Raw genomic sequence first — 24,921 nt, 5'->3', positions numbered from 1 at the left:
ATTTGATTAGTTAGTTCTTTAAAAAACGAATAGATTGCTCGAAAAATTCCACAGGATTTTCGGCATGTAACCAATGTCCAGCATTGGTAATAGTTTGAATGTCTGCTTCTGGAAAATGATGGTAAATAGTTTCAAAATCGGCATCTAAAATATAATCCGATTTATCTCCACGCAAAAACAACGTAGCTTTGTTGAAATGATTTTCAAATGGTAACGCTTCGCCAATCACACTTGGATTATCAGTAAATAATTTTAAATTAAAACGGAAGCCTAATTGCCCAGGCTCAACCCAATATAGATTTTTTAATAAAAACTGACGAGTTCCAAAATCAGATATATACCCGGAAACAATCTGTTCTACTTCTGCACGAGAAGGTTTAACCGAAAAATCCACTGCATTCAACGCTTGCAAAATGATTTGATGGTGAGGCGCATAATATTTAGGTCCAATGTCAGCCACTATGAGTTTTTCGACTAAATCAGGGTAGGTTGTTGCTAAAAGCATGGCAATTTTCCCACCCATCGAATGCCCGATTACAGCAATCTTTTCTAATTGCTGTTCTTGACAATAACTCACTACATCTTCCACCATATAGGCATAACCCCAGTCATTCGAATGAAAACTTTTTCCGTGGTTACGCATGTCTAACGCATGCACCTGAAACCCTTGCTCCGCATATTGATTCGCTAATGTTTTCCAATTGTCAGACATACCTAAAAATCCATGAATAATAATAAGAGGTAGTCCATTAACCCCCGAAGCGGGAATTACGATGTTGCTGTGTATTTTTTGGTTCATTATTTATTAATACTACTTTTTAAAACTTCTTGATTCAAAAATTGTTAATCTTCAATCAAAAATTACTTTAGTTTCTGTAAATACATCTGCACCACATTCTCCATTCCCAAGTACAAAGCTTCAGAAATCAAGGCGTGACCAATTGACACTTCTAGTAAACCTGGGATATTTTGATTGAAAAACTCAATATTATCCAAACTTAAATCGTGCCCAGCATTAATCCCTAAACCTAATTCATTAGCCAATTCAGCAGCAGCAACATAAGGTAAAATCCCATCTTTGTTGCCTAAACCATACTGATGCGCATAAGCTTCTGTATATAACTCAATGCGGTCAGTTCCTGTAGCTTTAGCGCCTTCAATCATAGCTAAAACAGGGTCAACAAATATAGATGTACGAATCCCATTGCGCTTAAACTCGGCAATTACTTCTTGCAAATATGATTGATGCGTTATGGTATCCCAACCCGCATTGGACGTCAAAGCCCCTATAGCGTCTGGAACTAAGGTCACTTGCGTAGGTTTACACTCTAATACTAAATCGATGAAATTATGTTGCGGATTTCCTTCTATGTTGTATTCAGTATGGACTACTGAGGTCAAATCGCGTGCATCTTGGTATTTAATATGACGCTCGTCTGGGCGCGGATGAACCGTGATGCCCTGTGCACCAAAATTTTGGATGCGTTTAGCAGCTTCAACGACGTTAGGCGTTTGGCCTCCACGAGAATTCCTAAGCGTTGCAATTTTATTGATATTGACACTTAATTTGCAGTTATTTTGAGTCATTTCGACGAAATTTTAATTTGAGCAACAAAAATACGAACTTAACAAAGGTAGTTTGTTTATTTTTTAATTATTTTGCATAGAGACTAACGGTATTTTTCTTAACACGTATATATGAACATTCTTTCGGATTATATCAGCCATGATTTTGAGCCTTTACAAAGTAACGATGAAGTTGCTGTGGCGCAAGATTTTTTTATCGATGTTAATTTTTCGCATTTTCCTGTTATGGAAAACGGAATATTTGTAGGTAGCGTTGCTGCTGAAGATGTTGATGGATTTGATTTTAGTAAAAATCTTTCCGATTATAAATATACGTTTGATACTTTTTTTACTAGGACCAACTCGGTTTTATTGGATGTTTTGGATGATTTTGCCAAACATGAAACCAATATAATTCCAGTATTGGATGAAAACAACAATTATGTAGGGTATTACGAACTTGAAGATGTAATAAAGCAATTTAACGAAACTCCTTTCTTTAAAGAATTAGGAGGAATTATTATTGTAGAGAAAGGAATTAATGAGTATTCATTCAGCCAAATTGCACAAATTGTTGAAGGAAATAACGGAAAATTATTAGGAGCTTTTATTTCAAACGCCGATGACCAAAAAGTTCAAGTTACAGTCAAATTAGGTGAAGGTGGTGTAAATGATATTATTCAAACTTTTAGAAGATATGAGTATGAAGTCTTATCTGAACATCAAGAAGACGAACATTTAAAAACCTTAAAAGACCGTTCCGATTATTTGGACAAATATTTGAATATCTAATGAAAATCGCAATTTACGGTCAATATTACCAAAATACCACTTCGCCCATTATGGAGCGACTTTTGAATTTCTTGCTATCTCATCAAATCAGCTTTGCTATAGAGGCTAACTTTTTGAAGATGCTTCGAGATAACAACTCAGATTTTCTTGATATGCCTGCTTATGCTTCGCATCAAGAGTTGGATGCAAGTTACGATATGTTGCTAAGTGTGGGGGGCGATGGTACTTTTCTACGTGCGGCAACGTATGTTCGAAATTCAGGAATTCCAATTTTAGGGATTAATGCGGGGCGTTTAGGGTTCTTAGCCAATGTACAACAGGAGAATATTGAAAAATTCTTACAACTAGTTTTAGAAAAAAAATACAAAATTTCAGAGCGCACTTTATTAAGTGTTTGTTGTACTCCGGAAGTTGAAGCACTAAAGGATATTAATTTCGCAATGAATGAAATTACCGTAAGTCGTAAAGATACCACCTCGATGATAACTATCGAGACTTATTTAAATGATGAGTATCTTACTTCCTATTGGGCAGATGGACTTATCATTTCAACGCCCACAGGTTCTACAGGTTATTCCTTGAGTTGTGGTGGCCCTATACTAACTCCTGACACCGCAAGCTTGGTCATTACACCCATAGCACCTCATAATTTAAATGCGCGACCTATGGTTATCCCTGATTCCACCGAGTTAAAGTTAAAAGTAACAGGGCGTGAAGAGAATTATTTGGTTTCCTTAGATTCTAGAATTATATCGGTTAAAAATGAAAGTATTTTAACGCTAAAGAAAACTAATTTCAAAATAAAAATGGTTGAAATTACCGAAGAAACCTTTCTGAAAACCTTAAGAAAGAAACTTTTGTTTGGAGAAGACAGACGGAATTAATTTTATGAATACTACATTTAATTTTTTTTCGTTTTCTAAGAGATATAAGTGTATTCTTTTGAACAAAATTATAATTCACTTTGTGAAGTGCTCATAATTACTATATTTGCAACCTGTTATAAAAAATGAAAAAGTTAGTATATCTCGTTTTAGCCTTGTTGACTTTCAGTCATTTCAACGCCCAAATACACGAAGTAGGTGTTTTTGTTGGGGGAAGTAATCCTATTGCTGATGTGGGTAAATCAAGTTATATAGCGCCTAATAGCTTAGCGTTAGGCTTGTTGTATAAATGGAATAAAAGCAAAAGACATGCTTGGCGATTCAGTGTGATGAGTTCTAATATTAAGGGCAATGATGCAGATTCAGATATTTTGAGCAGAAAAGAAAGAGGTTTTGAATTTGAAAATAGAATTACCGAACTATCAGCGGGATTAGAGTTTAACTTTTTCGATTTTGATTTGCACCAAAGTAAATTTGCCGCTACACCTTATATTCACTCTGGAATTAGCTATTTTAAGCATGATAATTTATATTATTTAAAAAATGTAGCCCATGCAAAAGAAAGTTCATGGAACTTTAGTATTCCTATGACTATTGGGGTGAAAGCAAAAATTACACCTGCTGTAATAGTTGCTCTTGAAACTAATTTTCATTACACTTTTGTAGACGATTTAGACGGAAGTTTTCCTAAAAATCCTGACTTGAAAAAATATGCTGTGGGTAATATACAAAGTAATGACTGGTATACATTTACTGGAGTTTCTTTAACCTATACTTTTGGAGAAAATCCTTGTTACTGTAATAAATAATGAGTTTAAAAGATAAAATAAATATAGAAGGGCTGCCCCAACATCTTGCGATTATTATGGATGGTAATGGGAGATGGGCTAAACAGAAAGGTATGTTAAGGGTTTTTGGACATGAAAATGGAACCAAATCAGTACGTACTACTGTGGAAACTTGTGCTCGTTTAGGGATTAAAAACCTTACTTTGTATGCTTTTTCTACTGAAAATTGGAATCGTCCAAAATTAGAAGTAGATACGTTAATGAAACTTTTAGTGTCTTCATTAAAAAAAGAATTAGATACTTTTAATAAAAACAACATCCGTTTAAACAGTATTGGAAATTTGAATAGATTACCAGATTCTGTTCGTAAAGAACTTTTGAATGTAATCGAAAAAACAAAAGATAATACTCGTATGACTTTAACTTTAGCTTTGAGCTATGGTTCAAGAGAGGAAATCTTAAATGCTGTTAAAAACCTTGCAGATAAAGTTAAAAATAACATAATTTCAACAGACAGTATTGATGAATCAATTTTTAATGAGCATCTTTACACGCATAACCTCCCTGATGTGGATTTAGTAATTAGAACTAGTGGGGAGCATAGAATAAGCAATTTTCTTTTATGGCAAATTGCTTATGCTGAATTCTATTTTACAGAGGTGTTATGGCCTGATTTCAGCGAAGAGAACTTATATGAAGCCTTATTAAGCTATCAAAATAGAGAACGTAGATTTGGAAAAACAAGTGAACAGATTAAATAAAATTATCAAAATGAAAAACAGCATGAAATTCATGTTGTTTATTGCAATAACAGGATTATCAACTTCCGTTTCGGCGCAAGAAAGATTAACTCTTGAAAACGGAAAGAATTACATATTAAAAAAAATAAACGTAACAGGGAAAGTTTCTTATAATGAGGAAACGATTGTAACCTATACGGGGCTAGCTAAAGGTCAAACCATTAGTGTGCCTGGTGAGGAAATAAGTAATTCGATTAAAAAATTATGGAAACTTGGGTTTTACAACAATGTAAACTATTATGTTGATAAAATTGAAGGGGATAGTATTTCGTTGGAATTAAATTTGAACGAATTACCTAAAATAGCTGATGTAAAAATTACAGGAGTTCGAAAAGGTGCTCAGGAAACTTTGAAAAAGGATAACAATTTAGATGTGGGGAAAATTGTTAACGAAAACCTTATTGCAACTACCAAATATTATATTGAGAATAAATATAAAAAAGAAGGCTACTATAATACAAAAGTATATATAACTACTACTGAAGATCCTAATACAAACAATCAAGTGAATATGCTTGTACGTGTTGATAGAGGGCGTAAAGTGCGTGTTAAGGAAATTGTTTTTGACGGGAATAAAGAATTAACAAATGCTCAATTGCGTGGTGCTTTAAAAAATACCAATCAGTTAAGTTTCGTTAACTTCTTTATGATGCGTTCTATGAAATTTAAAAAAGACAAGTACAAGGAAGATTTAAACAGTCTTGTTGATAAATTCAAAGAGAATGGTTTTAGAGACGCTCGTGTGATATCGGACACCGTAAATTATAACAAAAGAAGCAATACGGTAAGCATTAAGCTTAAAGTGGAAGAAGGAAAAAAATATTATTTTGGGAATATCGATTTCAAAGGAAATACCGTTTACAGTGATCAAATGTTGTCTCGTTATTTAGGGATTAAAAAAGGTGACGTGTATAATGGAGTGCTTTTAGATAAGCGTATTGCTGATAAATCGAAACCAGATGGTGAAGATATTACAAACTTGTATCAAAACAATGGATATTTGTTTTCGAATATCAACCCAGTTGAGGTGAAAACAGATAACAATCAGATAGACTTAGATATCCGAATTATTGAAGGGCCTTTGGCACATTTTAATAAAATTAGTGTGGTGGGTAATGATAAAACGAATGATAAAGTAATTTATCGTGAGTTACGTACCAGACCAGGAGAAGTGTACAGCAAAGAAAATTTAGTTCGTACTATCCGTGAAATTGGACAACTAGGTTTTTTTGATGCAGAAGCAATCAAACCTGATTTTGAAAATGTGGATCCTGCTGCAGGAACAGTAGACATCAAGTACCATGTGGCTGAAAAAGGAGCTAGTCAAATTGAGCTTCAAGGAGGTTATGGAGGAGGAGGTTTTATAGGGACCTTAGGGCTTTCATTTAATAACTTTTCAATTGGAAATATTTTCAAAAAGCACGCTTACAAACCACTACCAATGGGTGATGGTCAAAAACTTTCTTTGCGATTACAAGCAAGTACCTATTTCAGAACGTACAGTTTTTCTTTCTCTGAACCTTGGTTAGGCGGAAAAAAACCAATTCAGTTTTCAGGGTCATTATCGTATAGTCAGCAGTTTGCTAATAATTATACAACCTATCAAGTAGATAAATCTAGAAGTTTTAATGTGTTTACAGCTTCTATAGGTTTAGCTAAAAGATTACAGAAGCCAGATGACTTTTTTGTATTGTCTCATGCTGTAAGTTATCAGCATTATGATTTGAATAACTACAATATTGGTTTGTTTACTTTTGGTAACGGAACTTCAAGAAACTTAGCTTACACAGTTTCATTAACTAGGAACAATAAAGGGGTTAATCCTATTTTCCCAACTTATGGTTCTGAGTTCAGTATTACAGCTAAATTAACGCCTCCATATTCCTTAATAAATAACGTGGATTATAAAAATTTAGGGAACATGGCTGAAAATAAATATACCGCTACTGAGGCTTCCTATGTATTAGGGGTTAAAAAATATGATGTAGGTGATTTATTAACCTACAATCCATCTACAGGGACTTTTACAAAGGCAAATTCTTTAGAGGAAGCTACTGCTGATCCAGCTAAAGTGGATCAAATTAAATTCAACTGGCAGGAGTATTTTAAAATCAAATTAAAAGCGGATTGGTATACTAAGGTGTATCAAAAATTAACATTACGTACTTTAGGTGAATTTGGTTTCTTAGGAGCTTATAACCAAGACAGAGGGGTGATTCCATTCGAACGTTTCCATTTGGGAGGAAGTGGTATGGCTAATTTCACTATGGATGGGCGTGAAACCATTCAATTGAGAGGGTACCCTGACGGTAAAATTTCTCCAATTATCACTAGTGGTGAAAGAAAAGGAGATCCTATAGGAGCGACAGTGTACAACAAATTCTCCTTGGAGTTAAGATACCCTATTACCTTAAAACAATCTGCTTCTATTTACGGAATGGTGTTTATTGAGGGTGGAAACGCATTTGAAAACTTCAAAACTTTCAATCCGTTCGATTTAAAACGTTCAGCAGGTGTTGGTCTTAGAGTGTTTATGCCTGCATTTGGTTTATTAGGAATCGATTTTGCACATGGCTTCGATTCTATAGTTCCTAATGGCGCTCCTTCAGGCTGGCAAACACATTTTATCATTGGACAACAATTTTAATTATATTTGACGTTATATTATAAAACCATCTTAGAAACACTTAAAAATAAATTAAAGCTAACATCAAAATTAGACTTGATTTAGTTTTAAGTGTTTTACTAAAAAATAAACTCGAGTATGAAAAGAATCTTCTTATTAATTGTTCTATCTGCAGTCAACTTATTGAATGCACAAACCAAAACAGGCATCAAAATTGGATATATTGATATGGAATATATCTTAGAAAACACGCCTGATTATAAAGAAGCTTCTAATCAACTAGATGAAAAAGCCCAAAAGTGGAAACAAGATATTGAATCTAAAAAAAATGAGATAAATAAGCTCAAGGAAAGTTTGAAAAGTGAAAGTGCGCTTTTAACTAAAGAGCTTATTTCTGAGCGAGAAGATGAAATTAAGTTTCAAGAAGGGCAATTGATCGATTATCAACAGAAACGATTTGGGCCTCGTGGTGATTTAGCTATACAAAAAGAAGCAATCCTTAAGCCTGTTCAAGATCAAGTTTTTAATGCCGTTCAGGATATTGCTGAGGCTAAAAAATATGATTTTATTTTTGATAAATCTTCTGCTCAAATGACCATGCTTTTTTCTGCTAAAAGATTTGATATTAGTGAGCAAATTGTACGCGTTATAACTAGAGCAGAAAAACGTGAGGAACTTTCTAAAAAGCAACAGAAGGCTTTAGAAGAAAAAGAAGCTAAAGAGGATGAAGTAAAAGATAATGAAGGTTTAGCGGAAAGAAAGAAAATCTTAGATGAGAAAAAATCACGACGCGAACAAATTCTAGAGCAACGTCGTTTAGAAACTGAAAAAAAACGAAAAGATTACGAAGAAAAACGTAAACAATTGTTGGAAGAACAAGCAGCTAAAAAATCTGGCACAACAATTGCTACTCCGTCTTCACAAGGGGTGCCTACTTCAATACCGTCAAATACAGAAAACGCTAAAGTGTTGAAGCCACAGGTTAAAAAGAATAATCAAGATTCTTTAAAAATTGTAAATGAAATTGCGAGACAAGAACAAATTGAGAAGAATAAAAAAGCTTTAGAAGATCGAAGAAAAGCTTTGGAAGAAAAACGAAAAAAAATCCTAGAAGAAAGGGAAGCTTTGAAAAAAGCACAAGAAGAAAAATTGAAAGCAAAAAAGAGTACTAATTAATATTTTTAAATACTAAACACTAAAAGAAGATGAAAAATTTAAAATCTTTATTTGTTGCGGCGTTACTATTTTTAGGAGCAAGTGGAATGAATGCACAATCAAAAACTGCACATATTGACGTTCAAGCTTTATTGTCAAAAATGCCTGAGATGACTGCAGCAAAAGGACAATTAGAAACTTTAAGTAAAACATTAGACGCCGAGTATTCAAAAATGGTAACAGAATACCAAACAAAAATGAAAAAATACGAAGGCGAAGCGCAAACTGCGGGTGATGCTGAAAATGAAAAAAGAGCTAAAGAAATGCAAGATATGGGGCAAAGAATCCAACAATATCGTGACAATGCTCAAAAGCAAATTTCTGACAAAGAAGCTGAAATTGTAAAGCCTATCATGGAAAAAGCGAAAGCTGCTGTTATTAAAGTAGCTCGTGCTAAAGGTTTTCAATATGTTATGGACTCTTCTGCTTTAATTTTAGCTGATGGACCTAACTTATTTGAAGATGTAAAAAAAGAATTAAAATTCTAATTTATAATAATTTCCTTTTATAAAAACTGCCTTGTTGTGTATCACAAGGCAGTTTTTTTATATTTTTGTTTTATGAGTAATTCTAATCCTATCGGACTTTTTGATTCAGGTATAGGTGGTACTTCTATTTGGAAAGAAGTTCATGCTTTACTGCCCAATGAAAATACAATTTACTTAGCAGATAGTATAAATGCTCCCTATGGGAAAAAAACAAAAGATGAAATTGTATCATTGTGTTTTAAAAATGTCGATTTCTTGCTTGACAATAATTGTAAACTGGTAGTGGTGGCTTGCAACACGGCTACAACGAATGCTATTAAAGAAATGCGTGCTAAATACAGTGTGCCTATCATTGGTATTGAACCAGCCATAAAACCTGCTGCAAATTTATCTGAAACCAAAACTATTGGCATACTTGCTACAAAAGGAACCTTAAATAGTGAGCTTTTTAATCAGCAACTTCAAAATTATTCTAACGTTACATTCCTTGAACAGGTGGGATACGGGTTAGTAGAACTTATTGAGGCAGGTAAAATTGCTACCGAAGAAATGCGAAATTTACTCAAATTGTACCTTCGTCCTATGATTGATGCGGGTATTGATTATTTGGTGTTAGGTTGTAGTCACTATCCTTATCTAATTACTGAGATAAAAAAAATAGTTCCTAATACGGTTCAAATCATTGACTCTGGTCAAGCGGTTGCTCGTCAAACTAAAGCAGTGCTTGCTCAGCATAATCTTTTGAATACCAGTAAAGAAAAAGGCAAGGCTGTTTTTTATTCAAACAGCGATGCCCAAGTTTTGAAAAATATTTTAGGATTTGAAAGTGGTGTATTCCAAAATGATTTTTAGTTTTCTTCTTTAAACCAGCTAGAATACATGATGTAATTGTTAGAAATTCGTTCAATTTCGCCAGCAAAATCACTTTGATTTAAGTCTTTTACTTTTTTAGCTGGAATGCCTGCATATATGCTTCCAGCTTCAACAATAGTATTTTGAGTTACTACTGAGCCAGCAGCAACTATGGCATTGCTTTCTACAATGCAACCATCCATTACTATAGCACCCATTCCTATCAAAACGTTGTCCTTTATTGTACAACCATGAACTATAGCTTTGTGACCTATAGATACATTATTGCCTATTTCTGTTGGATGTTTTAAGTAGGTGCAATGAATTACCGCTCCATCTTGTATGTTGACTTTGTTGCCTATTTTAATGTAATGTACATCTCCTCTTATCACAGCATTAAACCATACACTACAGTTTTCACCAAAAACGACATCTCCTACTATGGTAGCATTTTCTGCTACATAACAATCGGTAGGAATTACTGGTGATTTTCCTCTAACTTCTTTAATTATCATAGAAATATGTTTGAAAAAATACCCGAAATATCGGGTAGGTATTAATTAACAGATGGGCAATTGCAATCAAATTTCTCACGTTTGCAACCAAAATCAAAACCTAAAGTGAGTTGGTGAAAACCGCCAGTTTCAAACTTTACATCACCTACAACATAGGAGTACGCATAAGCTAGTAGGAATTTTTTATAGTTTACTCCTACTAGTGGCGTAATGTATTGCAAACGCTGATTTTCTATGCTTGCATTGCTTGAGTATTGTGTTCTGTCAAAACTTGTTCTATAGGATAAACCTGCCCAAATTTTACCAAAATCAACGGATTTATAAGCTTTAAAGTTAGCGTCAATAGTTTTTTCTTTCGTTAGTTCAGCAAGTTGAAACATTACAGAAGGCTCGTATAAAATACGCTCGCGATCGCCAAATACATAGCCTAAATTTAATAGGTATTTTCTTAAGTTACCCGATTCTACATCAGTATATATGTTTCTACTTTTGAATATTGCATTTTTTACGGTTGCGTGCGCATAAAAATCTAAGAAATTATAGGAAGCTCCAAAATCAATGTTGAAATAAGAAGCGGATTGTACCCCTCCACCAATTATCGGATCAAAAGTTGGTCCAAACTCTGTTTCATCTAACTGTAATTGGCTAATTCCTGCATTCATACCAAACGATAATCTATTTAAGTCAACTTCATTTCTTGAAAATAAGATATGATGTGCATAGGTAGCTTTGAAACCTTTGTTAGAATGATAGCCATTACGATCATTGTATATTATTACTCCTACGCCTGATTTTCCGTCACGATCTATTGCTCCATTAATACTTAAGGTTTGTAACGAAGGAGCTTTATCATTACCAAACCATTGCTGACGTCCAGTAGCTCTAATTTTAGCACAACTAGATGCTCCGGCCATAGAGGGGTGTAATAAATAGTAATTATCTGTAAGATAATCAGAATATACAGGTATGTCTACTTGTGCTGAAATGGGGATAATAAAGAATAACAGTATGATGGAAAAATATTTCATGTAATCAAAAAACTTTTAAAAGTCAAAGTTAACCTTTTTTAAAAAAATAGTTTACAAGTTCTACCTACAAATGTTATACTAAATAAGTTAAATTTCGCATAAGTTTAGCCGTTTATTGTTATATGCTCATTCTGTTTTATAAATTTGCAGTTGTATATGATATGTGAATGCGAATATTTTTTAAATAGGATTCGTATTTTAACCTTAATTAAAAACACATGAAATTAATTACAATAAAAGAAACTGCTAATCCATCTATATTAAAATTTGAATTTTCATATTTTATATGTCCTAATCAAAATTATGAATTTAAAAATGTAGATGAATGTGCTGATTCTCCTTTAGCTAAACAATTGTTTTATTTGCCATTTGTTAAAACAGTTTATATTTCGGGTAATTTTATTGCTATTGAAAAATTCAGTATAGTAGAATGGGATGATGTTAAATTTGATGTAGCTGAACAACTAGAGAATTATGTTAACGCTGGTGGTGAAGTTGTAATTGCTAAAGAGCAAAAGAAAGTTGCGGTAACTGTATATGCTGAAAGTACACCAAACCCTGCCGTGATGAAATTTGTAGCAAGTAGATTACTGACAAAACAAATTTTAGAATGCAAAAATATTGATGAAACTGCTGCCTCTCCATTAGCAAAAGCATTATTCAGTTTTCCGTATGTGAAAGAGGTTTTTATTGATGAAAATTATGTTTCAGTTACTAAATATGCTGTTAATGAATGGCAAGAAGTGACTAACGAAATTCGTTCTTTTATTAGAGAATTTATTGAAAATGGAAATATTGCTGTTGATGAAACTAAAATTAGTGTTTCTGAAAAACAGGAAAAACAGCAAATTGCTAATTTTGATCATTTAGATGTTACTTCTCAAAAGATAATTAATATCATCGAAGAATATATAAAACCAGCGGTGGCTTCTGATGGAGGGAATATTTTGTTCGACTCGTATTCTGAAACCGATAAAAGAGTAAAGGTTGTTTTACAGGGTGCTTGTAGTGGTTGTCCTTCTTCAACTTTCACACTTAAAAATGGAATTGAAAACATGCTTAAGGAAATGTTACACGATCAAGATATTGTAGTTGAAGCCTTAAATGGCTAAAAACTGCAACCTCATGTTTTAGGGTTTATTGAATATTAAGATGATATTTTTTATCCATAAGATATAAGTTCTTCTTTTTCCCGATAAAGACAGCTGTTAATTTTTATGCATATTTTGATTAGCTTAAATGTATACGTTTAAAATTATATTAAAATTGCAGAAAAGTTTCTACAGAAAAAAACATTAAAAATACGTTTCAAAAAGAAACGTATTTTTAATTTTACCTCATATATTTTTTGTAATATTACATTGATAATTAACACTAAAACAACAAAATAATGGGAATTGGAAGTTTTTTTAAAGACCTACTTGGTTCAAAAAAAGTAGAAGAAGTAGTTAATCAAGTAGAAGATTTTGCCGAGGATGCGATTGCAAAGGCAAAAGAAAGTGCAGCACCGTTAGTAGACAAAGTGGAAGATTTTGCAGAGCAAGCAGGTGATAAAATTAAAGAATTTGCGCCACAGGCAGCTAGCGCAATCGATAGCGTTGTGGATACGGTTAAAGAAAAAGCAGGTGTTGCAATTGACAAGGTTGAAGAGCTTGCACATTCAGCAGTAGATACAGCAAAAGAAAAAGTTGCAGATCTAACTGAGGGAGCAAGTGATGCTGAGGCAGAAAAAAAATCAGAATAAATTGCTATAAATAGGATGAGCATAGTGCGAAAATTTATTTGACCACTATGCTTTTTTTAATTAAAGCCATTACATTTGTCAAAAAAAATGCAATGGTTACTATAAATACGCTAGAAACAATTAAAACTTATGCCATAAACTATGCTTCTAATATAGTTATGGCTTTACTAATTTTTATAATAGGGAGTTGGCTATCTAAATTTATTACTCGCAACATAAAGAAGATTTTACTAAAGCGAAAAATTGAAGTAACTCTAGTTGAATTTCTTGAAGATCTAATTTATTGGACCATCAGAGGTCTTGTTTTTATTGCTGTAATTTCTAAGTTAGGGGTTGAAACTTCTTCTTTTGTAGCCATCTTTGGTGCAGCTGGTTTAGCAGTTGGACTTTCATTACAAGGTTCGCTAGCTAACTTTGCAGGAGGTATTTTGATTATTCTTTTTAAACCTTTTCGGGTGGGTGATAAAATTGAAGTGCATGGCGAGATAGGTAAGGTGGAAGATATTCACATATTTTCAACAAAATTAATTACTTCACGCAATCAAGTGGTTTATATTCCAAATGGTATGCTGTCGAACGGTAAAATAAAAAATCATTCGCAACGGACTATTAGCAGAAATGATTTTGAAATTAAATTTGATGATAAAAATAATATTCAAGCGATAAAAAATAATATTGAAAATAGTATTTCTTCGCATGCTTTAGTTCTAAAAGACCCTAAACCAGAAGTGTTTATTAGCACAGTTGAACCCGATTCATTTACCTTGTTAGTCCGAATATGGAGCGATAATGATCATGGTACTTTAGTTAAATCGGATATTCTTAAAAGTATTTAAAATAAGAAAGAAGCTGTCGTAAATAACTCAGCTTCTTTTTGTATCTAAAAGTACCAAATTTTAAGGGTTGATGATAAATTCAACTCTTCTGTCTTTTTGATAGTCTGCTTCTGTACAATTTATTTTACAATTTGAAAGTAATTGGGTCTCACCATACCCTTTCAAAGTTAATCGATTGGGAGCGATCCCTTTTTGAATAAGATAACTAACAGTCGATTTAGCCCTCTTTTCGGATAATTGTAAATTGTATAAGTCGTTGCCTTTAGAGTCTGTGTGTGCATTGATGGTAATTTGCATCTCAGGATTAGCATTTAGTACTTGAACAATCTTATTTAGCGATAGCGTCGACTCTGTTTTAAGGCTACTTTTGTTAAGATCAAAATATATATTTTCGATGACAATTTTTGTAGGTGTGACGATGGCTTTAAGTTGATCTAATTCAATTTTTGAAAAATGATTTTCATTTGTAGTTGTTATTGGTAAACTTAGTGGTTGATAGCCTTCTTTTAGTATTTCCAAAGTGTAATTCTCTAAAGGAGATGTTTCGAAATTAAAGTTACCTAAATCATCGGTTTGCAATTCATTAACGAGTTCGCCATCGCTATTTTTCAAGGCTATTTTAGTATTGGGTAAAGCTATTTTACTTGTTTTTTCTACGGTTTGTCCATTTAGTTTATAAATTGATTTTTGTAAACTAAACTGGTAAATATCGTTTGAGCCTAGACTATTGGCACGATTTGAAGTTAGATAACCTCTATTTTTATTGGCTAAAATAAAGGCAACTTCGTCTGAATTTGTATTGATTGTTTTACCTAAATTAATGGGAGTGGAATAATGTTTTTTATAAATTCGTGAAATAAAAACGTCAAATCCTCCATAACCGTCATGTCCTTTAGATGAGAAGTAAAGTTCTTTATGAGGTGCAACAAAAGGGAAGTTTTCATCATTTGGAGTATTAATTTCTCTGCCTAGGTTTTGTATATTGAAAAGTTTGCCTTCATTGTTTATGTCGGCTACATAAATATCGTAACCACCATATCCTCCAGGCATATTTGATGCAAAATATATTTTTGAACCATCTGTACTTATACAAGGATTTTCAATAGAGTAATCGTTGCTGCTCAAGTCTAGCAATTCTTTATTTTGCCACATGTTTTTGCAGTTGCAATTTTCATCAAAAGTAGCTTTGTAAATTTGATAATTTTTTGGGTTTTCAGGGCGACTATTAGTGAAATAAACGGTTTTTTGATCGGGACTAAATGCAATACCGCCTTCATTCCCATCTTCATTAAGTGCGCTTGCAAAAAAGTAAGGGTGTGATAAATTTCCTTTATTATCTATACTTATGCAGTATAAACCGTTATATGGTTGGTTTGTGCTGTTGTCTTTTCCAGCTCCAATGGCTCCCGTTTTTCGGGAAGAATACATAATATATTTGTTTCTGAAAAAAGTAGCTCCTATCTCAGATAAGTTTGTGTTTATACCGGTGTGATCTACTTGGAAGCGATCATTTAGTTCTAAGAAAGTTTTTTTTTCAATACTACTATTGTTGTCGTCAGTCATAAATTTATCCTGACTATAGAGGGTTATGCTTATCAGTAAAAGAGATACTGAATAAACGAAATTCTTCATAAAATTGGGTTGTTTTTTGGATATTTTACCGCAAAACTATGATGAATCACTCGGTTAATTGTAATTTTATTGATAAAAACACAAAAAAACTCGATAATGTGAAATAGTATTGAATATTTTTAATTTTAAGAAAGTAAAATCTTACATTTTTTGAAGACTTAATAGGTTTTCAAGATATTCTCTTGAGTTTGAGAGTCTTGGTATTTTGTTTTGTCCTCCTAATTTGTCTTTTTGTTTAAGCCAATCATAGAAAAGGTTCTCTCTTGCTACGTTAATTTTTAGCGGATTTAATGTCATGTTGTTATAACGCTTGGCTTCGTAATCAGAATTTAAGGATTGGATATTTTCATCCAAAAGCTGACTAAAACGTTCCAAACATTCTGGTTTCTTTTTGAATTCAATAATCCATTCGTGTGCGCCTTTTTCTTTTCCGTTCATAAAAATAGGTGCAACGGTATAATCAATTACTTCGGTATTAGTTAGTTGGCAGGTTTTAGCTATTGCCATATCGGTGTTTTCCACCATTAGCTCTTCTCCAAAAACATTGATATGGTGTTTGGTTCTGCCGGTAATGCGAATGCGATAGGGATTCAATGAAGTAAAACGAACGGTATCGCCTATCAAATAACGCCATAAACCTGAATTCGTGGTAATAACAACTGCGTAATTTTTATGTAATTCTACTTCGGCTAAACGAATCACTTTTTGTTCCGAAGTTCCAAAAGTTTCCATAGGAATGAATTCATAGAAAATACCATAATCGAGCATTAACAATAAATCATTAGAGCCATTTTGATCTTGGATGGCAAAAAAACCTTCCGAGGCATTGTAGATTTCATAATATTTGAAATCGTTTTTAGGAAGTATTTTTTTGTATTGTTCTCGATAAGGTTCAAAACTTACCCCTCCGTGAAAATACACTTCTAAATTAGGCCAAATTTGGAATAAATTCTCGTTTCGAGTTTCTTCCAGTAATTTGTTTAATAAAACCATCATCCAAGAAGGAACCCCAGCAAAACTGGTTACATTTTCAACTTTAGTTTCATTGACGATAGCCATCAACTTGGTTTCCCATTCGCTCATCAACGAAGTTTTACTAGATGGTGTACTGCTGAATTCTGCCCAAAATGGCATATTGTCAATTAGAATAGCGGACAAATCGCCAAAAAAAGTATTGTTGTCTTCGTATAATTGTTTGCTACCTCCTAAGCGTAGACTTTTCCCTGTAAAGAGTTGCGAATTTTCATTGTTGTTTAAATACATACAAAGCAAATCTTTGCTGCCTTTGTAATGACAGTTTTCGAGTGCTTCGCTACTTACAGGGATGAATTTGCTTTTCGCATTAGTTGTACCACTCGATTTTGCAAACCATTTGATGGGCTGATGCCAAAAAACGAATTGCTCGCCTTTACGAGTGCGCTCAATAAGTGGTTCCAAATCTTCATAGTGAGATATAGGAACACGCTCTTGAAAAGTATGATAGGTTCGTACGTTTGCAAAATCATATTGTTTGCCAATTACCGTATTTTCTGACTGACGAATTAGGTTCATTAATAGTTCTTCCTGAACTTCATTGGGGTATTTTAAAAACAACTCGATTTGATGAATGCGCTGTTTTAAAACCCAAGAAGCAATAGAATTTATAATAGGTAATGGCATGTGGGAAAAATTAAATTTTTGAAAGATAATTTAATAAAGTTTTAGCAATCATTTCCTGTCCCTCTTCGGAAGTAAGGTACGTTGCATCATTTTTGTTACTCAAATAACCAAGTTCAACAAGCATGGTAGGGACTTCACTTTTATTAAGGATTAAGAAGGGGGCTTTGTGTACACCCAAGCTCCTTAAACTCATTTTATTCTCGAATTCGGTCAATAAGTTTTGAGCTAATTGTAATGATTTTTCAGAGACGTGGTTTTCGTTTTTTGAAATAAAACATTCGATACCTGATTTTGTCGTGTCTTGGTTCGCGTTAGTGTGTAACGAAATGACTAAATCAGGATGTAGGTTTTTGATTAATTCTACTCGTGATGTCAAACTTAATTGCTTGTCTTCTGTACGTGTAAAATGGATTTCGATTTCAGAATTTGTGTTTAGCTGTTCTATTTTAGTTCCTATTTTGGCAACGATGTCTTTTTCTAAATGATCATTAATCTTTCCGCCAAAATCTTCTCCACCATGACCTAAATCAATAAGTACTCTCGTCTTTTTAGTATAGGATTCGAAAGACATGATCCCCAGTGTAGAAACAAGTAATAGTGATAAGATAATTTTTTTCATGATAAATTGGGTTTAGATTTTAGCTTTCAGTTTTCCGAATTTTGATTTAACTTGTAATTAAATTAGATTTAACTTTACAGTCTTTTCAAAAATAACAAAATAATCTAAAATTTAATATCTAAAATAAAAAATCTACATGCAATACGAAGGGGTTTTAACCAAAATGCAAACTGAATTTGCGCAACCAATTGAGTATTATTTGGTTTTCGAAAATGCTTTTTTACATCTTAATCAATTGTTAGGGAAGCCGTTGGAAATTATCCATCAAGGGTATCAATGCTTGGAATGTGGTAAGCCAAAGAAAATTTTTAGACAGGGTTGTTGTTATGACTGTTTTATGAGTAGTCCTTCGGTAGGAGATTGGATAATGAAACCCGAATTGAGTACAGCACATTTGGATATTGAAGACCGTGATTTAGATTATGAAAAGAAAGTGCAATTGCAACCACATATTGTGTATTTAGCCTTATCCAGTGAAGTAAAAGTAGGAGTAACCCGTAAAACACAAGTGCCGACACGATGGATTGACCAAGGTGCTGTGCAGGCTATTCCTATCGTTGAAGTGCCTAATCGCTATTTGGCAGGAATTACAGAGGTCGCTTTGAAAAATTTGTACGCAGATAAAACACATTGGCAAAAAATGTTAAAGAATGAGGTTCCTGAAGTGGATTTGATTGCGGAGCGTAACGGATTGCTACAAGCATTGCCTGATGAAGTAAAAGCGTATTTTCATCCTGAAAGTCAGGATTTATATCAATTGCAATATCCTGTACTGGAATATCCTAAAAAAGTTACAAGTTTGAATCTTGAAAAAACGCCTGCTTTTTCTGGGGTTTTAAAAGGGGTGAAAGGGCAGTATCTTATTTTTGAAGATGGTACAGTTTTTAATGTGCGTACCTATGAGGGGTATGTGGTAAGGATTTCACTTTGATTGGCATGCGCAAATAAAAAAAACCTGTCGAAAATCACGACAGGTTTTTTTTGTTGTTATTTCTTCTTGCCAAACAAACCTTCTAAAACCTGATTAGCTGTATTTTTTATAGCGTCTTTTTTGGGATCGCTTGTTTTGGTAGAGTCTTTTTTCTTGCCACCTCCTAAAATATTTGACAAAGCATCAGCACCTTGGTTTAAATATTTGTCTTTTTGTGCTTTAGCTACTTGTACCGCTAAATTTGCAGTAGCTTGCTTTAAATCGGTAGTGACTTTTGGGGATTTGAAATTACCAGTCATTAACGCCGTTAAAGGAATACTTTCAATCTTAGCCATTTCAGCAGTTGAAAGTTTTGCTAGAATTTTATTAGCATCTCCACCCAAATATTTAGCAGGTACATCAAGCTTGATATTGTAATTCATGTTTTGATCAAAACCATGAGTCCCACCCACTTCAGCTACTATATCCTGATATTTTACTTTGAATGGTTTGACAACTACACGGCCTTTTTCAAAAGTAAGGGCGGCTTTAAGATCATTTAAATTTAATTTTTTAAAATCTAAAAATTTCAACTCGGAGGTCAAAGCTGTTAGTGTTTGCGAATTGCTTGAATTGATCGAAGTAGCCAATAGCTGCCCTAGTAAATCCCCTGTTAAGCTTTTTAAATCAGGAGTCATTTCTATAGCATCTAAATTTCCATTCAATTTGATGTTAGAGTTTAGTTTGCCCGAAACCACACCAGCAATTGGTGCAATTTTTTTCAACATTTCTAATTGGGTAAATGACTTAGCGATATCCACTTTGTTTAGATTTAAATTCATGTTGAATGTAGGGACATTTCCTTTAGTAGAAACCAAACCGTTAAAGCCAATGATGCCATCAAAAATATTGGTTTTAATATCTTGTAATTGTACGGCTTCATTGCGAATTATCATTTTACCCGAAACATTTTTCAAGTTCAAATTATCATACACTACTGTCGAAGCTTTAGTATTTATGGTGCAATCTAAAAAGGCAGGAATTTTTACGGCTTCTTTTTTAGTAGCTGGTTTTTTATTACTTCCGCTTGCTGATGTTGAAGTATTTGTTGTTGCCGATTTATTTACAGGCGTTGGCGCCATAAAGTCAGCCACTAGAAACTGGTTTGAATTCAAATTGAAATTTCCTTTCAAGGTTTGTTTTCGGAAAATAAATCCATAGAAATTTTCTAGGGTTCCATTAGCTTTAATATCCGATTGTCCCGTTTTCATATCCAGCTGGTTCAATTTGATTTGGCTATTGTTAAATGCCACTTGTGCTAAATTTACCTGTACGGGTTTTGCCATTTCAGGACCTGCATAATTAAAACCTGTTAGACTTAGCGTACCCGCATTTTGTATTTTTTCGTACTGGTTTTTTTCCACGGCTTGCATATCAAACTTAGTGGTAATATCTGCCTTAAGTATTCCTGATAATGGCTTGTCCAGTTTTACGGGATAGGCTTTAGTAAAATTACCCAAATTGATAGTTCCTTGTAAAGCGGCATCAACTAAGGCATTTGACATAATGTTTTTAATAGAAGCTTTTGCATTAAATACATCTTGGTCAATTTGAAACGATAACTTGTCTAAATTTACATAAGTATCCGTCATGGCACCACTATCATTTATGATTTTAGTATCAATCACAATATTTTGAACCGATTTTGGTAAATCAGGATATTGGAACGAGGCATTGTTAGAAGCAATGGCAATGTTGAAGGTAGGGATTAAATGGTCGGTTAATTTTCCTTTTACTTTTCCATTTACAGAAAAATCACCAGAGGTTTTCACCGTTTCTAAATTACCCGAATATTGAGCAGGAACTAAACCTAAAAAGTTTTTGAAAGAAGAGGTCGGCGTTTTAAAAGTCAAATCATACTCTTGTCCGTCTTCAGCCATTTTAATAAAACCGTCAAATTCTAAAGGGAGCTCGTTGATTTTCGCTTTGTTTTGTTTGAATGTGTATTTGTTTTGTGCTAAATCTATACCTAAAACCGCATCAAGAGCCACAGAAACATGATTCATATAATTGGTTTTATCCATATCAATAGATACTTTGGCTGTAGATTTGGTGTCTAAATCTAATTTTTGAGTACCGAAATCTCCTTTACCTTCGTGGTTAATACTATCTAAAACCATTTTGATTTTCGAACGTTCGTCATAGTATTTAAAACGGAAATTTTCAAGCGCATAATTTTTGATGTTCATTGAAAAAGGTTCGCTCTTTTTTTCTTCAGTAGGCGTTTGTTCATCCTTTTTGGCAATATCAAAATTTCCAATGCCGTCTTTATTAAATAAAATATTAGCTTGTCCATTTTTTACAGAAATTGCTTCCAAAGACATCGGGTCTTTTTTGTCTTTCCAGAGCTCGTTAATAGCCATTTCTAAATTTAGTTCGTCAAAAGCGACTAAAGTATCCCCTTCAAAAGGTGCGTTATTAATGATGACAAATTTTTCTAATGTAATATTGGCTTTTGGGAAGCTTTTAAATAAACTCAAATCGGCATCCGTAAAGGATACTTTGGCGTTTACCTTTTCATTGATGGTTTCTTTAATTTTTTCCTTGATGGTGTCTTGGAAAAACAAAGGAATGCTCACTAAAACCCCAGCTAGAGTAACAAGTGTAGCGCCAAGACCGATTAGAATTTTCTTTTTCATTTTTTGAATGCTTTTATGGAATTATCGAATCAAAAATTATTCCGCTTTTCTTACAAAATTACACAAAAAAAATCCGTCTTGTTGCCAAAACGGATTTTAAGATTGTAGAAATTTTTGTTAATTTATCTTTAATTCATAAGGCATAATCACTTGCATCCCTTTACGACTGTTCATGCGTTTGATTTGATTTACCATTTCTAAGCCTTCTTCTCCCAATTGCTCTTTTAACAAAGCTTCGCGGGTTTTGAATAAGCTTACAAAACCACTTTCTTCTAACTCTTCGAAGAAACTTTTTTCATATTCAGGGTACGATACGGTACTGTAATCTTTAACTTTAGCCAAACCAGCAGCATAAGCGATAGCGTCGTCTAAACCGCCTATTTTGTCAACTAATCCTATTCTTAAAGCATCTTTGCCACTCCATACACGCCCCTGTGCTAAAGCATCAACTTGAGCAAAGGTCATTTTACGACCTGTAGCTACACGGTTTACAAAGGTTTTGTAAATGGTTTCTACACTTTCTTGTGTAAAGTTTCTGAAATCTTCATCTATAGGTTCAAACACGCTGTAGCCCGCTGCATTTTTGTGTGTTTCCACAGTTTCGGTATTAATGCCATAACGGTCGCTTACTTGTGACAAGTTAGGTAACATACCAAAAACACCGATGGAACCTGTAATAGTACTTTCTTCCGCGAAAATTTTATTTGCGTTACAAGAAATGTAATACCCTCCAGATGCAGCTAAATTCCCCATAGAAACCACCACTGGTTTTACTTTTTTGGTCAATTCGATTTCTCTCCAGATTAAATCTGAGGTTAACGCACTACCTCCAGGGCTGTTCACACGTAAAACTATAGCTTTGATGTCTTCATCCTCACGAGCTTCTTTTAAGGCACGATTCATAGAACCTTCTCCTACCGTGTTCACATCACCTTCTCCTGAACCAATTTCGCCTTGCGCATAAATTATGGCAATTTTCTCTCCTAGTGCAAATTCTTCAGATTTAGCAACTTCTTTTGAATAATCCAACACATCAATTTTGTTGTAATCTTCGTCATCAGCCACTTCTAGGCGTTTTTTGATATCGTTGTGATATACATCTTCATAAGCTACCACATCCACTAAATGGTTTGCTTTAGCCATTTCAGGTGTACGAGCTAATAAGTCGGTTGCAATTGCGTTCAATTTTTCAACAGGAATGTTTCTCGATTTAGCAATATCAGCGACCACTGAACCCCAAATGGAATTTAAAAATGTGCTAATTTGGTCACGGTTTTCAGGGCTCATCGTATTAGTTAAGAAAGGTTCCACCGCACTTTTGTATTTTCCGTGGCGAATTACTTCCATTTTGATACCTGTTTTATCTTGGAAATCTTTGAAATACATTACTTCGCTGGATAAACCTTTGAATTCTAAATCACCTACAGGGTTCAAATACACTTTGTTGGCTACAGAATTTAAGTAGTATTCTTTTTGAGAAATTACATTTCCATACGATAAGACGAATTTTCCAGATTTTTTAAAATCTTCTAATTGGTCACGCAAGGCTTTGGTTTGCGCTACACCTAAGTGTAAAGTATTGTTTAAAATCGAAATTCCTTTGATATTGTCATCCGATTTTGCTTTTTCAATCGCATTTAAAATATCAATTAATCCTTCACCTGCTCCTTTTTCATTCAAAAACGGCATGTCTTCGTAGTTGAATTTTCCTCCGTAATCTTCTTTTACGCGTTCTAAGTTTAATTCTAAAACAGAATTTTCTTTTACTTCAATTTTATCTTCTCCGCCAAATAAGGCGCCTATTAGGATGATTCCAAAAAAGCATATAAAACAGAAAGTAAATAAACCTACTATGGTTGCTAATACATTTTTTAAAAAGTTCATTTTAATAATCATTTTTAAGATTAGTAGTGTTTTGAAATAAATTGTTACAAAAAACAGGAAAGTGTTTTGTTTTTGTGAGAAAGCTCTGAAGCTTTGTTTCTTGCAAAGAAGTTATCAACACCAGCGCAAATATACTTCTATTCTCCAATTCTTTTTAGTTACTTTGCCCTTTATGAGCATGCAGAAAAAAGTTGTACTTTCATTAGGTAGTAATCAAGGGAATCGTCTTGAGCATATTTCCAATTGTATCCAACAAATTCATCAGCGAATTGGATTGGTTCTGCGTGTTTCTAAGTTGTATGAAACTCCTGCTTGGGGGTTTGAAAGTGACGCTTTTTATAATTGTGCGGTTTTAGTGCATACGGCATTTACACCCGAACAAATTCTTAGAAAAATTTCTTCTATTGAAAAGGAATTAGGACGTACACGTAAAAAAACCTTAGGATATGAAGCGCGTTTGATAGATGTTGACATTGTTTCCTACGAAAACCAAATAGTCAACACCGAGCATTTGCACATTCCGCATCCACACATGCAGGATAGAAGGTTTGTGTTGCAACCTATGGCAGACTTGAAATTGGATTGGGAACATCCTGTATTACATAAAAAAGTAGCGCAACTTTTGCAAGATTGTACTGATGAAAGTCCATGTGAAGTAGTAAGCGAATTAACTTCGCCTATGCAATTAGGGCATATCAATACGGTGAATTATATTGCTATTGAAGGGAATATAGGTGCTGGTAAAACTACTTTGGCTACAAAATTATCAGAGGATTTTAATGCTAAGCTGGTTTTAGAACGTTTTGCAGATAATCCATTTTTGCCAAAATTTTATAAAGACCAAAATCGATATGCTTTTCCTTTAGAGATGTCGTTTTTGGCAGATAGGTATCAGCAATTAGCAGATGATTTATCGCAATTTGATTTGTTTGCCGATTTTGTAGTGGCAGATTATCATATTTTTAAGTCTTTGATTTTTGCCAAAGTTACTTTGCAAGAGGATGAATTTCGTTTGTACAAAACGCTTTTTGATATCATTTATAAAGAAATGCCTAAGCCCGATTTGTATGTGTATTTGTATCAAAATACAGATAGGTTACTCAAAAATATCAAGAAACGTGGGCGTAGTTACGAGCAAGAAATTCCTGCAGAATATTTAGATAAAATCAATAAAGGTTATTTGGATTTTATTAAAACCCAATTGAATTTAAACGTCTTAATTATTGATGTTTCTGATTATGATTTTGTAAAACGCCAAGAGGATTATGTGTCTATATTGGAACAAATACACTCAAAATTGAATACAAAATAGACTACTTAGACTTCTTAGATGGTTAGATTGTTAGATTAGTCTAAACGTCTAAGAAATCTAAAAATCAAATAA

The 24,921-nt window shown here is 33.5% G+C and carries 22 protein-coding genes; 13 read left to right on the top strand and 9 right to left on the bottom strand.

Annotated features, from left to right (window positions below; genetic code table 11):
* Nucleotides 1-10 precede the first annotated feature (10 nt).
* Complete coding sequence (locus tag ACQY29_RS02095) at nt 11-799, bottom strand: alpha/beta fold hydrolase (protein ID WP_428223608.1); 789 nt, start codon at nt 797-799, stop codon at nt 11-13.
* A gap of 62 nt (nt 800-861) precedes the next feature.
* Complete coding sequence (locus tag ACQY29_RS02090) at nt 862-1,587, bottom strand: pyridoxine 5'-phosphate synthase (protein ID WP_428223607.1); 726 nt, start codon at nt 1,585-1,587, stop codon at nt 862-864.
* A gap of 111 nt (nt 1,588-1,698) precedes the next feature.
* Between ACQY29_RS02090 and ACQY29_RS02085 the strand changes: the two genes are divergently transcribed.
* The 8 genes from ACQY29_RS02085 (at nt 1,699) to murI (ending at nt 10,011) form a co-directional block, all read left to right on the top strand.
* On the top strand, nt 1,699-2,358 hold the full coding sequence (locus ACQY29_RS02085; protein WP_428223606.1) for a CBS domain-containing protein: 660 nt from the start codon (nt 1,699-1,701) through the stop codon (nt 2,356-2,358).
* A complete protein-coding gene (locus ACQY29_RS02080) occupies nt 2,358-3,242 on the top strand; it encodes an NAD kinase (RefSeq protein WP_428223605.1) in 885 nt (294 codons plus the stop codon). Before ACQY29_RS02085 ends, ACQY29_RS02080 begins: the two co-directional genes overlap by 1 nt.
* Before the next feature lie 125 nt (nt 3,243-3,367).
* Nucleotides 3,368-4,051, top strand: a complete 684-nt coding sequence (locus ACQY29_RS02075; RefSeq protein WP_428223604.1) for a DUF6089 family protein — start codon at nt 3,368-3,370, stop codon at nt 4,049-4,051.
* On the top strand, nt 4,051-4,791 hold the full coding sequence (locus ACQY29_RS02070) for an isoprenyl transferase (protein WP_428223603.1): 741 nt from the start codon (nt 4,051-4,053) through the stop codon (nt 4,789-4,791). The genes ACQY29_RS02075 and ACQY29_RS02070 overlap by 1 nt, the downstream gene beginning before the upstream one ends.
* Before the next feature lie 10 nt (nt 4,792-4,801).
* Nucleotides 4,802-7,477, top strand: coding sequence for an outer membrane protein assembly factor BamA (gene bamA / locus ACQY29_RS02065; RefSeq protein WP_428223602.1), 2,676 nt, complete (start codon nt 4,802-4,804; stop codon nt 7,475-7,477).
* 117 nt (nt 7,478-7,594) lie between these two features.
* Complete coding sequence (locus ACQY29_RS02060; protein ID WP_428223601.1) at nt 7,595-8,632, top strand: OmpH family outer membrane protein; 1,038 nt, start codon at nt 7,595-7,597, stop codon at nt 8,630-8,632.
* Nucleotides 8,633-8,661: 29 nt separating this feature from the next.
* Nucleotides 8,662-9,159 (top strand): OmpH family outer membrane protein, encoded by a 498-nt coding sequence (locus ACQY29_RS02055; RefSeq protein ID WP_428223600.1) that lies wholly within the window; start codon nt 8,662-8,664, stop codon nt 9,157-9,159.
* Nucleotides 9,160-9,231: 72 nt separating this feature from the next.
* On the top strand, nt 9,232-10,011 hold the full coding sequence (murI, locus tag ACQY29_RS02050) for a glutamate racemase (protein ID WP_428223599.1): 780 nt from the start codon (nt 9,232-9,234) through the stop codon (nt 10,009-10,011).
* Here the strand turns inward: murI and ACQY29_RS02045 are convergent.
* Nucleotides 10,008-10,526, bottom strand: coding sequence for a gamma carbonic anhydrase family protein (locus ACQY29_RS02045; protein WP_428223598.1), 519 nt, complete (start codon nt 10,524-10,526; stop codon nt 10,008-10,010). The genes murI and ACQY29_RS02045 overlap by 4 nt on opposite strands.
* Before the next feature lie 41 nt (nt 10,527-10,567).
* Nucleotides 10,568-11,554, bottom strand: coding sequence for a PorP/SprF family type IX secretion system membrane protein (locus tag ACQY29_RS02040; protein ID WP_428223597.1), 987 nt, complete (start codon nt 11,552-11,554; stop codon nt 10,568-10,570).
* Nucleotides 11,555-11,772: 218 nt separating this feature from the next.
* Here ACQY29_RS02040 and ACQY29_RS02035 point away from each other — a divergent pair, with 218 nt between their 5' ends.
* The 3 genes from ACQY29_RS02035 (at nt 11,773) to ACQY29_RS02025 (ending at nt 14,134) form a co-directional block, all read left to right on the top strand.
* Complete coding sequence (locus tag ACQY29_RS02035) at nt 11,773-12,666, top strand: NifU family protein (protein ID WP_428223596.1); 894 nt, start codon at nt 11,773-11,775, stop codon at nt 12,664-12,666.
* Between the two features lie 278 nt (nt 12,667-12,944).
* Nucleotides 12,945-13,298: a hypothetical protein gene (locus tag ACQY29_RS02030; RefSeq protein ID WP_428223595.1), complete on the top strand. Its 354-nt coding sequence runs from the start codon at nt 12,945-12,947 to the stop codon at nt 13,296-13,298.
* A gap of 47 nt (nt 13,299-13,345) precedes the next feature.
* Entirely contained in the window at nt 13,346-14,134 is a 789-nt protein-coding gene (locus ACQY29_RS02025; protein ID WP_428223594.1) for a mechanosensitive ion channel family protein, read from the top strand.
* A 60-nt stretch (nt 14,135-14,194) separates the two neighbouring features.
* On the opposite strand, the gene ACQY29_RS02020 is transcribed toward ACQY29_RS02025, so the two are convergent.
* From ACQY29_RS02020 to ACQY29_RS02010, 3 genes are all read right to left on the bottom strand, one after another.
* The gene (locus tag ACQY29_RS02020; protein ID WP_428223593.1) at nt 14,195-15,766 is read right to left on the bottom strand and encodes an OmpA family protein; all 1,572 of its coding nucleotides are present in this window, start codon (nt 15,764-15,766) and stop codon (nt 14,195-14,197) included.
* 141 nt (nt 15,767-15,907) lie between these two features.
* Nucleotides 15,908-17,425: a GH3 auxin-responsive promoter family protein gene (locus tag ACQY29_RS02015; RefSeq protein WP_428223592.1), complete on the bottom strand. Its 1,518-nt coding sequence runs from the start codon at nt 17,423-17,425 to the stop codon at nt 15,908-15,910.
* 10 nt (nt 17,426-17,435) lie between these two features.
* Complete coding sequence (locus ACQY29_RS02010; RefSeq protein WP_428223591.1) at nt 17,436-18,044, bottom strand: N-acetylmuramoyl-L-alanine amidase family protein; 609 nt, start codon at nt 18,042-18,044, stop codon at nt 17,436-17,438.
* A 136-nt stretch (nt 18,045-18,180) separates the two neighbouring features.
* Between ACQY29_RS02010 and ACQY29_RS02005 the strand changes: the two genes are divergently transcribed.
* Nucleotides 18,181-18,975, top strand: a complete 795-nt coding sequence (locus ACQY29_RS02005; protein ID WP_428223590.1) for a DUF2797 domain-containing protein — start codon at nt 18,181-18,183, stop codon at nt 18,973-18,975.
* 56 nt (nt 18,976-19,031) lie between these two features.
* Here ACQY29_RS02005 and ACQY29_RS02000 read toward each other — a convergent pair whose 3' ends face one another.
* A complete protein-coding gene (locus tag ACQY29_RS02000; protein WP_428223589.1) occupies nt 19,032-21,653 on the bottom strand; it encodes an AsmA-like C-terminal region-containing protein in 2,622 nt (873 codons plus the stop codon).
* Between the two features lie 117 nt (nt 21,654-21,770).
* Nucleotides 21,771-23,537: a signal peptide peptidase SppA gene (sppA, locus tag ACQY29_RS01995; protein WP_428223588.1), complete on the bottom strand. Its 1,767-nt coding sequence runs from the start codon at nt 23,535-23,537 to the stop codon at nt 21,771-21,773.
* Between the two features lie 172 nt (nt 23,538-23,709).
* Here sppA and folK point away from each other — a divergent pair, with 172 nt between their 5' ends.
* Entirely contained in the window at nt 23,710-24,849 is a 1,140-nt protein-coding gene (folK, locus tag ACQY29_RS01990) for a 2-amino-4-hydroxy-6-hydroxymethyldihydropteridine diphosphokinase (protein WP_428223587.1), read from the top strand.
* The last annotated feature ends 72 nt before the right edge of the window (nt 24,850-24,921 follow it).

This window comes from Flavobacterium sp. (assembly GCF_965262375.1).
In the GTDB taxonomy this organism is placed as follows: domain Bacteria; phylum Bacteroidota; class Bacteroidia; order Flavobacteriales; family Flavobacteriaceae; genus Flavobacterium.
Note: the sequence above shows the minus strand (reverse complement) of the source record. Positions and strands in the feature narration are given on the sequence as shown.

Bases quoted from the DNA above. Each gene is read 5' to 3' on its own strand.
- ACQY29_RS02095 (WP_428223608.1), bottom strand. From the start codon at position 799: ATGAACCAAAAAATACACAGCAACATCGTAATTCCCGCTTCGGGGGTT.
- ACQY29_RS02090 (WP_428223607.1), bottom strand. From the start codon at position 1,587: ATGACTCAAAATAACTGCAAATTAAGTGTCAATATCAATAAAATTGCA.
- ACQY29_RS02085 (WP_428223606.1), top strand. From the start codon at position 1,699: ATGAACATTCTTTCGGATTATATCAGCCATGATTTTGAGCCTTTACAA.
- ACQY29_RS02080 (WP_428223605.1), top strand. From the start codon at position 2,358: ATGAAAATCGCAATTTACGGTCAATATTACCAAAATACCACTTCGCCC.
- ACQY29_RS02075 (WP_428223604.1), top strand. From the start codon at position 3,368: ATGAAAAAGTTAGTATATCTCGTTTTAGCCTTGTTGACTTTCAGTCAT.
- ACQY29_RS02070 (WP_428223603.1), top strand. From the start codon at position 4,051: ATGAGTTTAAAAGATAAAATAAATATAGAAGGGCTGCCCCAACATCTT.
- bamA (WP_428223602.1), top strand. From the start codon at position 4,802: ATGAAAAACAGCATGAAATTCATGTTGTTTATTGCAATAACAGGATTA.
- ACQY29_RS02060 (WP_428223601.1), top strand. From the start codon at position 7,595: ATGAAAAGAATCTTCTTATTAATTGTTCTATCTGCAGTCAACTTATTG.
- ACQY29_RS02055 (WP_428223600.1), top strand. From the start codon at position 8,662: ATGAAAAATTTAAAATCTTTATTTGTTGCGGCGTTACTATTTTTAGGA.
- murI (WP_428223599.1), top strand. From the start codon at position 9,232: ATGAGTAATTCTAATCCTATCGGACTTTTTGATTCAGGTATAGGTGGT.
- ACQY29_RS02045 (WP_428223598.1), bottom strand. From the start codon at position 10,526: ATGATAATTAAAGAAGTTAGAGGAAAATCACCAGTAATTCCTACCGAT.
- ACQY29_RS02040 (WP_428223597.1), bottom strand. From the start codon at position 11,554: ATGAAATATTTTTCCATCATACTGTTATTCTTTATTATCCCCATTTCA.
- ACQY29_RS02035 (WP_428223596.1), top strand. From the start codon at position 11,773: ATGAAATTAATTACAATAAAAGAAACTGCTAATCCATCTATATTAAAA.
- ACQY29_RS02030 (WP_428223595.1), top strand. From the start codon at position 12,945: ATGGGAATTGGAAGTTTTTTTAAAGACCTACTTGGTTCAAAAAAAGTA.
- ACQY29_RS02025 (WP_428223594.1), top strand. From the start codon at position 13,346: ATGCTTTTTTTAATTAAAGCCATTACATTTGTCAAAAAAAATGCAATG.
- ACQY29_RS02020 (WP_428223593.1), bottom strand. From the start codon at position 15,766: ATGAAGAATTTCGTTTATTCAGTATCTCTTTTACTGATAAGCATAACC.
- ACQY29_RS02015 (WP_428223592.1), bottom strand. From the start codon at position 17,425: ATGCCATTACCTATTATAAATTCTATTGCTTCTTGGGTTTTAAAACAG.
- ACQY29_RS02010 (WP_428223591.1), bottom strand. From the start codon at position 18,044: ATGAAAAAAATTATCTTATCACTATTACTTGTTTCTACACTGGGGATC.
- ACQY29_RS02005 (WP_428223590.1), top strand. From the start codon at position 18,181: ATGCAATACGAAGGGGTTTTAACCAAAATGCAAACTGAATTTGCGCAA.
- ACQY29_RS02000 (WP_428223589.1), bottom strand. From the start codon at position 21,653: ATGAAAAAGAAAATTCTAATCGGTCTTGGCGCTACACTTGTTACTCTA.
- sppA (WP_428223588.1), bottom strand. From the start codon at position 23,537: ATGAACTTTTTAAAAAATGTATTAGCAACCATAGTAGGTTTATTTACT.
- folK (WP_428223587.1), top strand. From the start codon at position 23,710: ATGAGCATGCAGAAAAAAGTTGTACTTTCATTAGGTAGTAATCAAGGG.